The organism is Streptococcus sp. DD12, from assembly GCF_001578885.1.
GTDB lineage: Bacteria > Bacillota > Bacilli > Lactobacillales > Streptococcaceae > Streptococcus.
In genome coordinates this window covers 456,343-470,278 of the sequence record NZ_KQ969495.1, presented here as the reverse complement: position 1 = coordinate 470,278, position 13,936 = coordinate 456,343, and the positions used below count along the sequence as shown (strand labels likewise).

Annotated in this window: 15 protein-coding genes, 1 tRNA gene and 1 pseudogene; 9 read left to right on the top strand and 8 right to left on the bottom strand. The window is 44.5% G+C overall.

All coding sequences use genetic code 11. The features are described from left to right. The first annotated feature begins 14 nt into the window (after window positions 1-14). From STRDD12_RS02285 to radC, 3 genes are all read left to right on the top strand, one after another. Window positions 15-86 (top strand) — tRNA-Arg (locus tag STRDD12_RS02285). A gap of 597 nt (window positions 87-683) precedes the next feature. Then, window positions 684-872 carry a hypothetical protein gene (locus STRDD12_RS02275; protein ID WP_066914768.1) on the top strand — a complete coding sequence of 63 codons (189 nt, stop codon included), beginning with the start codon at window positions 684-686 and terminating at the stop codon, window positions 870-872. A 217-nt stretch (window positions 873-1,089) separates the two neighbouring features. After that, window positions 1,090-1,773 (top strand): RadC family protein, encoded by a 684-nt coding sequence (radC, locus tag STRDD12_RS02270; RefSeq protein ID WP_066914766.1) that lies wholly within the window; start codon window positions 1,090-1,092, stop codon window positions 1,771-1,773. Here radC and STRDD12_RS02265 read toward each other — a convergent pair. The 5 genes and pseudogenes from STRDD12_RS02265 to STRDD12_RS02245 all read right to left on the bottom strand — a co-directional run bounded on the left by STRDD12_RS02265 (window position 1,770) and on the right by STRDD12_RS02245 (window position 5,644). Beyond that, on the bottom strand, window positions 1,770-2,450 hold the full coding sequence (locus tag STRDD12_RS02265) for a gamma-glutamyl-gamma-aminobutyrate hydrolase family protein (protein ID WP_066914764.1): 681 nt from the start codon (window positions 2,448-2,450) through the stop codon (window positions 1,770-1,772). The two genes, radC and STRDD12_RS02265, sit on opposite strands and share 4 nt — an antisense overlap. After that, window positions 2,450-3,097, bottom strand: a complete 648-nt coding sequence (locus tag STRDD12_RS02260; RefSeq protein WP_066914762.1) for a redox-sensing transcriptional repressor Rex — start codon at window positions 3,095-3,097, stop codon at window positions 2,450-2,452. Before STRDD12_RS02260 ends, STRDD12_RS02265 begins: the two co-directional genes overlap by 1 nt. A gap of 109 nt (window positions 3,098-3,206) precedes the next feature. Further along, entirely contained in the window at window positions 3,207-3,557 is a 351-nt protein-coding gene (locus STRDD12_RS02255) for a DUF1831 domain-containing protein (RefSeq protein ID WP_066914760.1), read from the bottom strand. A 1-nt stretch (window position 3,558) separates the two neighbouring features. Beyond that, window positions 3,559-4,670: pseudogene (locus tag STRDD12_RS02250) on the bottom strand (cysteine desulfurase family protein). Next, the gene (locus STRDD12_RS02245; RefSeq protein ID WP_066914757.1) at window positions 4,670-5,644 is read right to left on the bottom strand and encodes a ribose-phosphate diphosphokinase; all 975 of its coding nucleotides are present in this window, start codon (window positions 5,642-5,644) and stop codon (window positions 4,670-4,672) included. Before STRDD12_RS02245 ends, STRDD12_RS02250 begins: the two are co-directional and overlap by 1 nt. A 119-nt stretch (window positions 5,645-5,763) precedes the next feature. Here STRDD12_RS02245 and STRDD12_RS02240 point away from each other — a divergent pair, with 119 nt between their 5' ends. Next, on the top strand, window positions 5,764-6,516 hold the full coding sequence (locus STRDD12_RS02240) for a class I SAM-dependent methyltransferase (protein ID WP_066914755.1): 753 nt from the start codon (window positions 5,764-5,766) through the stop codon (window positions 6,514-6,516). Here the strand turns inward: STRDD12_RS02240 and STRDD12_RS02235 are convergent. Continuing rightward, the gene (locus STRDD12_RS02235; protein ID WP_066914753.1) at window positions 6,508-7,071 is read right to left on the bottom strand and encodes a CYTH domain-containing protein; all 564 of its coding nucleotides are present in this window, start codon (window positions 7,069-7,071) and stop codon (window positions 6,508-6,510) included. The genes STRDD12_RS02240 and STRDD12_RS02235 overlap by 9 nt on opposite strands. A gap of 104 nt (window positions 7,072-7,175) precedes the next feature. On the opposite strand from STRDD12_RS02235, the gene STRDD12_RS02230 reads away from it, so the two are divergent. Genes STRDD12_RS02230 through pta form a run of 4 tightly spaced genes read left to right on the top strand, consistent with a single transcriptional unit; the run spans window position 7,176 to window position 10,525 of the window. Continuing rightward, window positions 7,176-7,841, top strand: coding sequence for a GTP diphosphokinase (locus STRDD12_RS02230; RefSeq protein ID WP_066914751.1), 666 nt, complete (start codon window positions 7,176-7,178; stop codon window positions 7,839-7,841). Further along, complete coding sequence (locus STRDD12_RS02225) at window positions 7,816-8,649, top strand: NAD kinase (protein WP_066914749.1); 834 nt, start codon at window positions 7,816-7,818, stop codon at window positions 8,647-8,649. Before STRDD12_RS02230 ends, STRDD12_RS02225 begins: the two co-directional genes overlap by 26 nt. Continuing rightward, window positions 8,649-9,521 carry an RluA family pseudouridine synthase gene (locus STRDD12_RS02220; RefSeq protein WP_066914747.1) on the top strand — a complete coding sequence of 291 codons (873 nt, stop codon included), beginning with the start codon at window positions 8,649-8,651 and terminating at the stop codon, window positions 9,519-9,521. Before STRDD12_RS02225 ends, STRDD12_RS02220 begins: the two co-directional genes overlap by 1 nt. Window positions 9,522-9,547: 26 nt before the next feature. Further along, complete coding sequence (gene pta, locus STRDD12_RS02215; RefSeq protein WP_066914744.1) at window positions 9,548-10,525, top strand: phosphate acetyltransferase; 978 nt, start codon at window positions 9,548-9,550, stop codon at window positions 10,523-10,525. Window positions 10,526-10,575: 50 nt separating this feature from the next. On the opposite strand, the gene STRDD12_RS02210 is transcribed toward pta, so the two are convergent. Continuing rightward, a complete protein-coding gene (locus STRDD12_RS02210; protein WP_066914742.1) occupies window positions 10,576-11,475 on the bottom strand; it encodes a polysaccharide deacetylase family protein in 900 nt (299 codons plus the stop codon). A 3-nt stretch (window positions 11,476-11,478) separates the two neighbouring features. Then, on the bottom strand, window positions 11,479-12,522 hold the full coding sequence (locus tag STRDD12_RS02205; protein ID WP_066914739.1) for an AI-2E family transporter: 1,044 nt from the start codon (window positions 12,520-12,522) through the stop codon (window positions 11,479-11,481). 125 nt (window positions 12,523-12,647) lie between these two features. Between STRDD12_RS02205 and STRDD12_RS02200 the strand changes: the two genes are divergently transcribed. Continuing rightward, window positions 12,648-13,934 carry a homoserine dehydrogenase gene (locus STRDD12_RS02200; RefSeq protein WP_066914737.1) on the top strand — a complete coding sequence of 429 codons (1,287 nt, stop codon included), beginning with the start codon at window positions 12,648-12,650 and terminating at the stop codon, window positions 13,932-13,934. Window positions 13,935-13,936 lie beyond the last annotated feature (2 nt).

Here is a 13,936-nt window from a genome sequence, read left to right as displayed (position 1 = left end):
AGATTTTTTCATAAGTCCTCTTAGTTAAATGGATATAACAACTCCCTCCTAAGGAGTCGTTGCTGGTTCGATTCCGGCAGGGGACATATAGCAGTTTATAATTAGGCTGTTTTAAAGGATGATAGCCAATGTTTCCCATAAATGTAAGACAAAAGCCCTAACAGCAAGTCACCTGTTAAGGCTTTTTTACTTGCCCTCAAGGTCTTCTTCAGTCATTCCTTGAGGGCACTGATGTCTCTACGGCTAGCGCCAAGCGCCTAGCAGTGACGGAACACGCTAGAGTGTAGACCATGGGTCAGCAACAAATCATGAAGGACAACGGCTTTTACCCAATTTAGACTTGTGCTTGAGTCAAGAGCTTGTAACAACTGCAAGCGTATAGGCTGTGAGACGGCCAACAAGCCAGCTCCTATCGATGCCATGGAGAGTGGCAAGAATGCTTCTCCGATCCATTCTAACTGCCGATGCGCAGTGGCTGAGGTATGGGGGGAGGAGGGTGCAGAAAAGCATGACTTTATAAAGGAAAAAAGTTATAATCTAAGTGAGGAATAGAAGTAGAGAAATATCGGGAACTACGCACCTAGATATAGGTATCTGAAAAGTGGGGATTTCCCGTCCCACCTATTCTAAAAAAGCGCTTAGATTTTATCTAGGCGTTTTTTGCTACAAAAAAAGGAAGAGCAATGACTGAAATTGACGTAACACAGTGTGTTGAAGAAAGTGAAAGAGAACTTAATCAAGGTAACGGACCTTTCCGCGGTAGTAGGCTAGCTAATGGTGTTCTTGCGGATTGTAGGAGGGAAGCAGTGAGACAACCTATGGTCAAATCAGACCCAATGAGCCATGTCTTTAATATCGCACCAAAGCCGTAAACCCACGGCTTTTTCTTATGCACCTAAGGGAATTTTAAGAACGGTAAGACAGTGCCAGAGCTAGACAGTCTGATCAACAAGTTCAAATAAAAGGCTTTTGAGAATGGTAAGCAAGGCGAGGCTGATTATCTATAGCCAAAAACTGGCACACCATTCATTTGTTTGCCTCCTCGTGTCTTTAGCAAATTTTTGCGAATAATTTAATGGAGGATGAAATATGTATGCCATTAAATGGGAATCGAATGCCTTTTTACCAAGGGAGCGCTTGGCTAGCGCAGGAGTGGAAGCTCTGAGCAATCAGGAACTCTTAGCGATACTCTTACGAACAGGTACGCGTCAGAAAAATGTCTTTGAACTAGCTGGAGAGTTTTTAGAAACAATTGGTGATTTATCGCACTTACGACAGATGTCCTTGCAAGAATTTCAAGCCATTGATGGCATTGGACCCGTCCGTGCCACGGAATTGATGGCTCTGGTGGAATTGGCTAGACGTATCCATGGTGCAGAACTCAGCAAATCAGAGCGTATTTTGAGTTCTGACCGCTTGGCGCAACGCATGCAAGTAGAACTAAGAGACCAAAAACAAGAACACGTCATCGCTCTGTATTTAGACACGCAAAATAGGCTAATAGAAAAACGCACCATTTTTATTGGTAGCGTTCGTCGTTCAGTAGCAGAGCCGCGTGAAATTTTGTACTTTGCTTGTAAAAATATGGCGACTTCTCTGATTATCGTTCACAATCATCCGTCTGGCGATCCGACTCCGAGTGAGATGGACCAGCAATTCACCAAACGGATGCAGGCATCTTGCCAACAATTGGGTATCGTCTTTTTAGATCACCTTGTCATTGGTTACCCTGATTATTATAGTTTTCGAGAGCAAACAGATTTGTGTGATTAGAGGTGATTAACGACATAGTCAAAGACATCGATGGATTCTTTGCGTTCTTGAATCAAGTGGTCAGGGTGCCACTGCACACCTAGAAAATGCGGATAATTTTGATCAACAATGGCCTCAATGGTGCCATCGCGGGGATCTTTAGCAATCGTTTTTAGACCTGTACCAAGTTTTTTAACACTCTGACGGTGGAAGGAGTTAATCCAGTTGCGCTTGCCATAAATATCGTATAAGGGCGTTCCCTCGTCTAAAACGACATCGTGCGTGCTGTCTTCTAACCAATGGTTAGGAATTTCTTGATTGAGGCTACCGCCTCTGATAACATTATAGAGTTGCATACCGCGGCAGACGGCAAAAATAGGTTTCTTTTGACGCAGGGCCTCGTTTACGAGAGCAATTTCAAACACGTCACGGGAACGGTTATAGTCATCACTAGCAACCTGCAAGTCCTCGTGATAAAATTCTGGCGAGATATTTTGACCACCTGCTAAAATGAGTTTGTCAATGCTTGCAATATACTGTTGCGTGTTTTCAGGGTCTCCGATGGGGATAATATAGGGAATGCCATCAGCCAACTGCACGCCTCTAACATAGCCAGAGGGAGTATAAGAGACATGAATATCTAAGGACTCTAACCCTGAGCGTTCATTTCCAGCAATACCAATCACTTGTTTGGCCATTAGAGTCCCTCCTGTTCTTGGTTCATAAAGTATAAGAGTGTCTGCAATTCACTGGTTAAGTCAACATATTGCACCACCACGTGACTGGGAAGTTTGAGCTGTACGGGTGAAAAACTTAGGATACCTTCTATACCAGCCTCAACAAGAATATCAGCCACTTCTTGGGCTTTGACAGATGGAACAGTTAAAATGGCGGTCTTAACCTGAGAATTTATCACATGTGATTTAATCTCGTCAATAGGGTAAATAGGAATACCGTCCTTTGACGTATAACCAACCATGGGGTGGGACTGCTGGTCAAAGGCCATGGTGATACGCATCTTGTTGCGTTCATGAAAGCGGTAGTTCAAGAGGGCTTTTCCCATATTGCCAATACCAACTAAAAGGACATTTGTCGTATTGGTGTCATGCAAGAGCTGGGCAAAAAATGCTGTCAACTTTTGCACGTCATAGCCAAAGCCACGACGACCAAGCTCGCCAAAATGCGAAAAATCCCGCCGAACAGTTGCTGAATCCACACCAATAGCTTCAGCAATTTGTTTTGAATTAACCTTGGTGATCTTTTCAGCGTTAAACCGCTTAAAGACACGATAGTAGAGGGATAAGCGTTTAGCGGTTGCTTTTGGGATGAGCTTGTCTTCTGTCATGGCTGACTCCTTTCTATACTCGTTAATTGTAAAAAAAGATTGTGAAAAAAGCAACAAAAATGCTGCACTTTGTGATAAGAAAAAACTATCTTACGATAGTTTTTTTGAATTATGAAGGAATTTTCTCAAATACGCCGCGTTCAACCAGACTGTCCATCAAAAAGTAGAACTTTTCCTGAAGAATTTTGTGTTCCTCGGTTTTAAAAATATTGACGGGGCGTAGGCCTGATTTATCGGTAATGGTTAACTTGAAGCCGGTTAGGTCCTTGTTGATGGTGATTTTGAGTAAAAAGCCATCGCCACTATTAGGGACTTTCTCGAGCAGGCGTTGTAACTCATAGATACCAATGGGTTGTTTTTGGGTGAAGGTCATATCCCGAAGGGTATAAGCTTTGACTGTCGGGCTGAGCGTATAAGTGTCCCGAGAGTCCGCAAGATGTATGGTTTTTTCAAATGCCATATCAGTCTCCTAAAATTGTGTTAATGGTTTGGGCAAGTGACTTGGCCTCGTCTAGCGTATTTTGGTCGCCAAAGCTAATCCGAATGGAGCTGGTCAGGCGTGGAGAGTCGCTACCATAATAAGCGCTTAGGACATGACTAGGGTCTACGGTTCCTGCCGTACAAGCAGAACCTGTTGAAACACAAAATCCCGCCAAATCCAATCTTGTCAATAGGGTATTGTTGTTTGCCCCTAAAAAGCCTAGGTTGAGAACATGTGGCAAGCCCTGTCCCAAACGATTTTCCTGATAGGGAATCGTCAACTCGTTCAAAAAAGTTTGGCGGAGTTTTTCGATATGTTTGGTCTTGGTTCCAACATCACTCAAACTATCCTCTAAGGCCTCAGCCATAGCCGCTATGCCGATAAGATTTTCCGTACTAGCACGGCGTTTGTCTTCTTGCTCTCCGCCATGAAGCAAGGCATCAAAGTGAAGGGGGGCAGAATAGAGGAAGCCGACCCCCTTTGGTCCGTGAAATTTGTGGGCTGATGCCGATAAAAAGTCAATACCTAGCTCCTGAGGATGAAGTGGAACTTTACCGACAGCTTGGACAGCATCGACATGAAAAACAGCCTGATGGTCAGCCAATAAGGCTCCAATTTCTTGGATTGGCAAAAGGTCACCTGTCTCGTTATTGGCAAACATGGTAGAAACTAGGATAGTGTCCGGACGTAGCGCCTCTTTGACTTGCTGGGCGGTAATGTTTTGGCCGTCTTTTGGTGTTAGGTAAGTCACGGAAAAGCCAAAACGTTCTTCCAGATAGGCCATGGTATGGAGAACACTATGATGCTCAATAGCTGTGGTAATCAAGTGCTTTCCTTTGGCTTGGTTGGCTAAAGCGTAGCCTTGAATGGCGGTCACATTGCTTTCCGTCCCCCCGAAGTAAAAATGATTTGGTGGGGTGGGACGTCTAAGGCGCTAGCAATTTTCTCACGGCTTTCTCGTAAGAGTTTACTGGCCTTGCGACCTTCCTGGTGCAAGCTTGAGGGGTTTCCATAAATGCTCATTGCAGCCAACATCGCCTCTTTAACAGCAGGAGTTAAAGGACTAGTAGCAGCATTGTCAAAATAAGCCATTAGTTTTCATCCTCTTGTGTGTAGGTAAAGAGTGGGCTCAATGGTTCATGGGCTTGGATACGGACCACAGCATCTGCAATCAATTCACTGGCAGAGAGATACTTGACTTGGTCTGGGGCAGCTTCTTTAGTCGCCACTGAATCAGTGACAAGGATTTCCTCAATAGGTGCCTTGCTGAGGATACTTGCCGCACCACCTGCAAAGAGTCCGTGGCTGGCAGCCGCGTAGATAGCAGTAGCGCCTTCACGTTGAACAATTTTAGCGGATTCTGCAAAGGTCAAACCTGTGTTAAGAATATCGTCGATGAGAATGGCCGTCTTACCCTTAACATCCCCGATAATATAGCCTTCTTCACGGTTACTATCGTCTTCTGCGTGGTCAATGATAGCGATCGGCGCATCCAGATATTCAGCCAAACTACGAGCTCTTTTAATGCCTGAATTTTTAGGGCTGACCACGACAACGTCGTCACCGGTAAAACCTTTGTCTTGATAGTATTTTGCAAATAAAGGAATGGTAAAGAGGTTGTCTACTGGGACATCAAAGAAGCCTTGCACCTGAACAGCATGCAAATCTAAAGTTAACAAACGACTGACACCAGCTTTGACCAACATGTTGGCAACGAGTTTAGCAGTGATAGGTTCACGAGGTGCCGCGATACGGTCTTGACGGGAATAGCCAAAGTAAGGGATAACGACATTGATAGATCGGGCGCTTGCACGTTTACACGCATCAATCATAATCAACAATTCCCATAAATGGTTATTGACGGGGTTGCTGGTGGACTGGATAATGTAGATATCATGTCCCCGAACTGATTCTTCGATATTGATTTGGATTTCGCCGTCAGAGAACTGACGAGAAGCTAATTTCCCAAGTGGCACGCCCATGGCTGCAGCGATTTTTTCTGCGATAGCCTTGTTAGAATTGAGGGCGAATAGTTTCAGTTGACTGTCGGTACATTTTTGTCCCATGACCAATGAACTCCTTAAATGTTTAGTGTCTTTATTCTACCAAAAAATAGCTGATGATTAAAGGGGAAAGCTAGCATTGCCTGTCACAGATTGGCTTAAATTTTGCTATACTAGAAGGTATGACACTAGCAATTACCACAAGTTTAGGCATGCCAAAGGACTTGGTAGAAGAAGCAGAAGGCCTAGCCAAGCGCAATGGCTGGGCCTACTTACCGAGACGAAAATACTCTGTCACAAAGTTACTGCAGGGCAGGGATGGGCTTTTTTTGTTGGCCAGAGAAGGCTTAAGTTTTCACCGTTTGGGCCAGGCCGTTTTGCAATTTCATCCGGACACAGCCATCTTGCGGGCAAAAGCACCCCATGACCCCTTGAGAACTCTACTTGGGACGAGTCCGAAAACAATTTTGGATACCACCATGGGCTTAGCAACAGATGCCATCGTTATGGCGCAGGCTGGGCATCAGGTGACAGCTGTAGAGTCTCAAAATCTTATTGCGCAGGTTGTTGCTTACGGACTGGCTCATTATGAAAGTGGTTGGCCGAGTTTTGATGCTGCCATGCGGTCAATTGAGGTTGTCCATGCCGACCATTTGGCTTTTTTAGGCGAACAAGCAAGCAATGCCTTTGATATTGTTTACTGCGATCCCATGTTTTCTCAGACGATTACAGAATCGCATAATTTGGCAGGGATAGCTGATTTGGCAAATGCCAACCAGCTGACAGATACTTTTATGAGGGAAGCCTGTCGTGTTGCCAAAGAAGCGGTGATTTTTAAGGGGCATTTTCGCGATAAAACCTTTGAACGTTTGGGCTTTGACCGTCAGGTGCGTCCTAATCAAAAATTTCACTATGGGATTTACCGATTAGTCTAAGGTATCGACAAAACGAGCTACCTTACTTTTGGCAAAACGATAGGGAATCTTGTGCGTATTCAAAAAAGCGTCAAAATCACTTTTGCCTTTTTGCGCATCAGTGACCTCTAATTCCAGTTCGAAATCTTTTTGATCGGCATAGGTATTTTCATCCAAAGCCATAAGGCCAATTGGAAACTGTTTTTCAAGGCGTTTAGTGGTTAAAGCCCCAAGACAGGTCAGTTGGTTGAGCGGGATATTGTGTTCCTCTAAGAGTGACACAATGTCGCCCTTGGGCAATTGAAGATTTTCTAAAATGTCCTCTGCTTCCTCGCGTGATAAGGGCTGATTGTACTCCTGATTTCCAACAGTCTGAGGGATTTTTAAGGTTAATTCGGCGCGATCATCTAAGGTACGGATACGCAAGGCCATTTTCGCCTTTTTAATAGCCCAAGAAGGTGTTTCCAGATAATAGTTGGTCTGGATAATGGCTGTGGTGTCCTCGAACAGGGCCTCTAATTGCTGATAGTCAGCTTGAGAAAGTAGGCTTTTGAACTCAATTTCAAGATGTTGCATACGTTTTCCTTTCGGTTTGTGGTATAATAGCTATATTCATTGTGGCTTAAATGACCAAATAATTCAAGCCGAAAACCATCCCCATTAGCGGGCTAAGGAGTAGTATGGACTGGGAATTATTTTTAGACCCTTATATACAAGCAGTTGGTGAACTCAAAATCAAGTTGCGTGGGATTCGTAAGCAATTTCGAAAGCAAGGGAAGCACTCAGCTATTGAGTTTGTGACAGGTCGCGTCAAATCCGTGGAGAGCATTCAAGAAAAAATGGCACTTCGAGGGATCGGCACTGACTTGTTGGAGCAAGAAATGCAGGATATCGCTGGTCTACGGGTGATGGTGCAATTTGTGGAGGACATCCAAGAAGTTGTCAGTCTCTTAAGACGGCGCTCAGATATGACGGTGGTGCAAGAGCGCGACTACATTAGTAATCGTAAACCAAGCGGCTACCGTTCCTATCATGTGATTATATCTTATCGGGTGGATACCATCAACGGCCCCAAAGACGTGTTAGCAGAGATACAGATTCGTACCTTGGCCATGAACTTCTGGGCGACGATTGAGCATTCTCTTAACTACAAATATCAGGGAGATTTTCCCCAAGCCATTAAGGAACGTCTTGAAAACGCGGCCCGAATGGCCTACAAACTGGATGAGGAAATGAGTGCTATTAAAGAAGATATCCAAGAGGCGCAACTGTTATATGATCCCATCAATCGGCATATCAAGGACGGAGTAGGAAATAGTGATGACACAGACGACATCTATCGCTAAGAAAAAAATCGCCATCATCGCTAATGGCAAATACCAAAGTAAGCGTGTGGCTTCACGGCTTTTCGCACTGCTTAGGGATGACCCTGACTTTTATTTGACCAAGAAAAATCCCGATGTTGTTATTTCTATTGGTGGTGACGGCATGCTCCTGTCGGCCTTTCATATGTATGAAAAACAATTAGACCGTGTGCGGTTTGTCGGAATTCATACCGGTCATTTAGGGTTTTATACCGATTACCGTGATTTTGAAGTGGATCAATTGGTGGAAAATTTGCGCCAAGACCGTGGGGGGAAAGTTTCTTATCCGGTTTTAAAAATCGAAGCCACTTTACAAGATGGAAGACTTTTTTCGACCCGGGCGCTCAATGAAGCCGCTATCAAGCGCTATGAAAAAACAATGGTGGCAGATGTCGAACTAAATGGCAATTTTTTGGAGCGTTTTCGTGGTGACGGCTTGGCTATTTCGACACCTACAGGGTCAACGGCTTACAATAAATCTTTGGGTGGAGCGGTTTTGCATCCGACAATTGAAGCACTTCAATTGACAGAATTAGCTAGCCTCAACAATCGCGTCTACCGTACCTTAGGTAGCCCAATCATTGTCCCGAGAAATGAAAAAATTCAAATCACTCCAAAACGAGCGGGCAGTTATACCTTGTCAGTAGACAATAAAACCTATAATTTTAAAAATGTGGCCCAGTTGACCTTTAAACTAGACAGAAGAAAAATTTCATTTGTGGCTACACCAAACCACACCAGCTTTTGGGAACGGGTGCGTGATGCCTTTATCGGTGAGGTCGAAGAATAATGAGATTTGATTTTACAGTTGACCGACCCTGTCAGGTCAAAACCTTTCTCAAAGGCCACGAGGTTTCCAAGGGATTGTTGGCGAAAGTGAAATTTAGAGGGGGCAAGATTTTAGTCAATGGAATCGAACAAAATGCTATTTACGTCTTGGAAACTGGCGATCAAGTAACCATTGAGATTCCTGCTGAAATCGGTAATGCACAGTTAGAGAGTACTGACTTCCCTCTAGATATCGTATTTGAAAATGAGCATTTTCTAGTGGTTAACAAGCCTTATGGCATTGCCTCGATTCCCAGTGTTTTACATAGTCACACTATGGCCAATGCGGTCAAAGGGTATTATGAACGTCAGCGCTATGAAAACCATCAAATACATATCGTGACTCGTCTGGACAAAGATACCAGTGGGCTCATGCTTTTTGCCAAGCATGGGTATGCGCATGCCCGAGCAGATAAACAGCTACAGGCTAAGCGCATCAATAAGCGTTACTTTGCCCTGGTTTCTGGTGACGGTGACTTGCCTGATTATGGGGAGATTATCGAACCTATTGCACGTCCAGAAGATAGTATCATCACGCGCTGTGTCCACCCTTCTGGCAAGTATGCGCACACTAGCTATCGAGTCGTTCAGCGTCTAGGGCCAGTCACTTTGGTGGATGTTAGCCTACACACAGGACGCACCCACCAAATTCGTGTGCACTTTTCCCATCTAGGCTTTCCGCTTTTAGGCGATGACCTTTATGGGGGACGAATGGACCTTGGCATCACACGCCAGGCCCTTCATTGTCATCATTTGGACTTTTTTGAGCCCTTTGAGAAACGTTTGTTAACTTGCGACCAGGAAATTCCTCAGGATTTCCAAGCCGTTTTATAACAATTTCACTCATGAAAGGATAATTTATGTCAATTATCGATACACTTGCCCAACAACTGAATGGGACCCAATTAAAAATTGTTTTTCCTGAATCTGAAGATGATCGTATTTTAGAAGCGACTTTGCGTTTGGTTAAAGAACGCCTTGTTCATCCGGTCTTGATCGGAGATGTCAGTCAAGTGACGGCCTACTTCAATGGCAATGGCATCATTGAAGGCTTTACTGTCATTGATCCAAGCACTAGTGACTTGCGTGAGCCATTAAAAGAAGCACTTTTGGACCGTCGCAAGGGGAAAGTCACTGCTGAAGAAGCAGACGATTTGCTCCTACAGCCCAACTATTTTGGGGTGCTCTTGGTATATGCGGGCTATGCTGATGGGATGGTATCCGGAGCTGTCTACACAACGGCCGATACGGTACGTCCTGCCTTACAGCTCATCAAGACGAAACCTGGCATCACGCGCACCTCAGGTGCCTTTCTCATGGAAAAAGCAGAACACCGCATGATTTTTAGTGATTGCGCGGTCAATATCGATCCAGATAGTGAGGCCTTAGCTGGTATCGCAACAGGGGCAGCCGATTTGGCGAAAATGTTCCATATCGACCCTAAAGTGGCGCTCTTAAGCTACTCTAGCAAGGGAAGTGGTTCGGGCCCTGCAGTTGATAAAGTTGCTAAAGCAGCTAGTCTGGCACAGGAAGCTCGTCCAGATTTACTGTTAGATGGGGAATTACAGGTAGACGCCGCTGTTAATCAAGTGGTTGCCATGAAAAAAGTGCCTCAAAGTCCTCTAAAAGGGCAAGCAAACGTGCTCATTTTCCCTAATATTGAAGCTGGAAATATTGGCTATAAATTGGTGCAACGCTTGGGTGGTTATGACGCCATTGGCCCTATCCTAGTAGGTCTCAATAAACCAGTATCTGACTTGTCTCGCGGTTGTAACGCAGACGATGTCTATAAACTGACCGTTATTACAGCTTCACAAGCCCTGGCTGACAAGGCCTGATGAAGTAAACAAGACACAAAAACCCGTCCACTAGTGGACGGGTTTTTTAACTATCCAATTTGATTTAACAGCCCATCGGCGGTCGTATTAGGTAAAATGCGGACGCGTTTGAGGGACATGAGCCCATCACTTGCTGTAGCGACACCTTCATCTGTGGTGACGGCTAGTTTATAGTACTGGCTAGCGATAGAAGTGACAGTATCGTTGTAGCGCCCGGATGGGTAAGCAAGGGCAATGGTGTCTTGGTTGAGTTGGCTGTTTAAGAACTCTTTTGATTGGCTAAATTCGGTTGCCAATTGGCTCGTTTCCGTGGCACTAAGGTCTGGGTGGTTGGCCGTGTGGCTTTGGAAACTCATGCCATTTTCTTTCATCTCAAGCATCTGAGCAACTGTGATATTGGCGGCATTCCCGTTTTCGACATAGTTGGTAATGACATTATTAGTTGCTTTGGCCTGGTAATTTTTCAAAATGGGATAGGCAACCGTGTAAAAATCTAAGTTCCCATCATCGAAGGTTAACCAAACAATCTTTGCGTTATTGTTTGGCAGGACATTTTCCGTGAGCACCTTATAGGCTTCTTCTGGGGAGAGGAAGTAGTAGCCTGCATCTTTGAGCGCTTTGATATGGCTGTCAAAAGTGGTTGGGTCGACAATTAAGTTGGCATTTGCAGCTTCTTCAGCCGCCATGACATGGACCGCATGATACATGAGAATAGGCAGCTTAACTTCGCTATCTTGTTTGACCCAGTTGACCTGTTCGGTTTTGGCAGAGTTGTTTTGGGAGGCACTACTGGAAGAATTAGTCGAGCTAGCTGTCTGTTGGCGTGTGGCTTGTCCCAATCCAGCAACTAGCCAATACCCAAGACCCACAAGGGCAAGAATAAGAAGGAAGAGGGCAGTTTTGCCACGTTTATTGAGACGACGTTTATGGCGATGTTTTCTAGCCTGCATAAATTAGTTTTCTCCTTTTGCGACTGATTTGGTTTGTTTTTGATAAGAGACCCCTAGGGTTTCCATGGCGAATAAGAAAATAGGGATACCGATGATAAGACCCCACACTCCCAGATAGTGTTCTCCTAGGAGTAAAATCAAGAAGACATAAAAAGTGGGTAGCTCTGTCTTATCTGAGTAGAGTTTTGGATTGATGATGTAGGTTTCAAAAGCGTGGACAATGGCTAGCATAATAATGACATAAAAAATGTAATTCATTCCGCCGACGCTATAGGCCACAAAAGCGAGCGGCACAGCGGAAATAATGACACCTGCCACAGGGATGAGACTCAAGATAAAAATCATCAAGGCAAGGGCCATCAGTTGGTGAATCCCCATCAGATACAGACAGAGTGTGGTCAGAATGGTGTTACAAAAGGCGACGACGATCTGTGTTTCCAGGACGACACCAAAAGAGTCGGTAAAAATTTTCCCATAATGCTGAATATCCTTGAATAGCCAGGCATTGGGACCTTTTAAAAACTGTTTAGAAAAAGTCACTAAGTGCTGACGGCTAAAGCTAAAAAGAAAGGACAAAAAGAAAGCTAAAAGGAAGGTTTTCCCTATGTTGGTAGCCGTTGTTAGCGAGGCTAGTAAAATGGAGGCCCCATTCTTTAGTTGGGTTTCCATATTATCCTGGCTAATATAGCGTTTGAGGTAAGACCATACGATTTCAAGGTCTTTAGGGGGGTGGTTGATGTAGGCTAAGAGTTTGTCAATCAAGGAAATGGATTCATTGATAAGAACCGGAAGATAACGGGTAATCCCCAGATACATGAGACCCAGAATGACTGCATAAGTTGCTAAAACAATGATTTTTGAAGGTATCTTAAACCTTTTGTGAATCATTTGCTCCAAACGGTAAACGGCATAAGCGAAGACGAAGATGAGCAAGAAAAGACTGACAAAACTGCGTAAGGCGTAGATAGCTAACAATAGTGCCACCAAGACAACCAAGCGCCGTAAGCGTTGATTCGCCAGAAACTTCTCCCATAACTGTGAGGACATGAGGGCTCCTTTCCGAAAAAATAAAAAAGAATACCTTAATTGTATCATAAAGGATGTGGGTTTAACTGTCCTTGAAAGGATTTTTTTGGTACAATATGAGAAAACACATAAGCTAAGGAGATAGCATGACGATTAAAATTGGATTATTCGGTTTTGGTACAGTTGCCAGCGGCATTCCCTTTTTGTTAACAGAGAACCAAGAAAAGATTACCGCTGCATCTGGTAGCCAGCTGGAAATTGCTAAAGTATTGGTCAAGGATGAAGAGGAAAAAGCACGTCTTTTAGCAGCGGGAAATGACTATAACTTTGTTACCAACGTCGAAGACATTTTAGCAGATGACAGTATTTCTATCGTTGTGGAACTGATGGGACGCATTGAACCGGCTCGCACCTTTATTCGTAAGGCTTTAGAATCTGGTAAAAATGTGGTCACAGCCAACAAGGACTTGATTGCCACCCATGGGGCAGAGTTGATTGATTTGGCGGCTGAAAAGGGCCTTGCGCTCTATTATGAAGCAGCGGTTGCTGGTGGTATTCCGATTTTACGTACGCTGGCTAATTCATTGACTTCTGACAAGATTACCCGTATTTTGGGTGTTTTGAATGGGACATCAAACTTTATGTTAACCAAAATGGTTGAAGAAGGCTGGTCCTATGAGGAAGCTCTTAAGACTGCTCAAGAACTTGGCTATGCGGAAAGTGACCCAACCAACGATGTTGAGGGGATTGATGCTGCCTATAAAGCCGTCATCCTTAGTCAATTTGGTTTTGGTATGACCATTACTTTAGATGATGTGACCCACCAAGGCATTTCTACCATTACGGCAGAAGATGTTGCGCTTGCCCAACAGTTGGGTTATGTCATTAAACTCGTGGGAGATATCCGTGAGACGCCTTCAGGGATTGCTGCCCAAGTTTCACCAACTTTCTTGCCTAAGTCTCACCCACTCGCCAATGTCAATGACGTCATGAATGCGGTCTTTGTCGAGTCTATCGGTGTGGGAGAATCCATGTATTATGGTCCAGGGGCTGGTCAAAAACCAACCGCAGCATCGGTTACAGCTGACATTATCCGTATTGCGCGTCGCATTAAGGAAGGCAATGTTGGCAAAGGTTTCAATGAATTCCATCGTCCAACCCAATTGGCTCGTCCAGAAGATGTGATCAGTCCATATTACTTTGCCTTGGAAACACCTGATCAACAAGGGAAGTTGATTGAGTTAGCTGAAATTTTCAACGCCCAATCTGTCTCCCTGGCACAAGTCATTCAACAGCAATCGGTTGAAGGGAAGGCACGTCTTGTCATTGTGACCCATGCCCTCAACCAAGAGCAATTGCAACATGTCGTATCAGATTTGAACCAAAAAGCTGATGTCCAACTATTGAACTACTTCAAAGTTCTTGAGGGGTAAAC

Excerpts from the sequence above, each read along its gene's own strand:
- STRDD12_RS02275 (WP_066914768.1), top strand. The coding sequence starts at position 684 with ATGACTGAAATTGACGTAACACAGTGTGTTGAAGAAAGTGAAAGAGAA.
- radC (WP_066914766.1), top strand. The coding sequence starts at position 1,090 with ATGTATGCCATTAAATGGGAATCGAATGCCTTTTTACCAAGGGAGCGC.
- STRDD12_RS02265 (WP_066914764.1), bottom strand. The coding sequence starts at position 2,450 with ATGGCCAAACAAGTGATTGGTATTGCTGGAAATGAACGCTCAGGGTTA.
- STRDD12_RS02260 (WP_066914762.1), bottom strand. The coding sequence starts at position 3,097 with ATGACAGAAGACAAGCTCATCCCAAAAGCAACCGCTAAACGCTTATCC.
- STRDD12_RS02255 (WP_066914760.1), bottom strand. The coding sequence starts at position 3,557 with ATGGCATTTGAAAAAACCATACATCTTGCGGACTCTCGGGACACTTAT.
- STRDD12_RS02245 (WP_066914757.1), bottom strand. The coding sequence starts at position 5,644 with ATGGGACAAAAATGTACCGACAGTCAACTGAAACTATTCGCCCTCAAT.
- STRDD12_RS02240 (WP_066914755.1), top strand. The coding sequence starts at position 5,764 with ATGACACTAGCAATTACCACAAGTTTAGGCATGCCAAAGGACTTGGTA.
- STRDD12_RS02235 (WP_066914753.1), bottom strand. The coding sequence starts at position 7,071 with ATGCAACATCTTGAAATTGAGTTCAAAAGCCTACTTTCTCAAGCTGAC.
- STRDD12_RS02230 (WP_066914751.1), top strand. The coding sequence starts at position 7,176 with ATGGACTGGGAATTATTTTTAGACCCTTATATACAAGCAGTTGGTGAA.
- STRDD12_RS02225 (WP_066914749.1), top strand. The coding sequence starts at position 7,816 with ATGACACAGACGACATCTATCGCTAAGAAAAAAATCGCCATCATCGCT.
- STRDD12_RS02220 (WP_066914747.1), top strand. The coding sequence starts at position 8,649 with ATGAGATTTGATTTTACAGTTGACCGACCCTGTCAGGTCAAAACCTTT.
- pta (WP_066914744.1), top strand. The coding sequence starts at position 9,548 with ATGTCAATTATCGATACACTTGCCCAACAACTGAATGGGACCCAATTA.
- STRDD12_RS02210 (WP_066914742.1), bottom strand. The coding sequence starts at position 11,475 with ATGCAGGCTAGAAAACATCGCCATAAACGTCGTCTCAATAAACGTGGC.
- STRDD12_RS02205 (WP_066914739.1), bottom strand. The coding sequence starts at position 12,522 with ATGTCCTCACAGTTATGGGAGAAGTTTCTGGCGAATCAACGCTTACGG.
- STRDD12_RS02200 (WP_066914737.1), top strand. The coding sequence starts at position 12,648 with ATGACGATTAAAATTGGATTATTCGGTTTTGGTACAGTTGCCAGCGGC.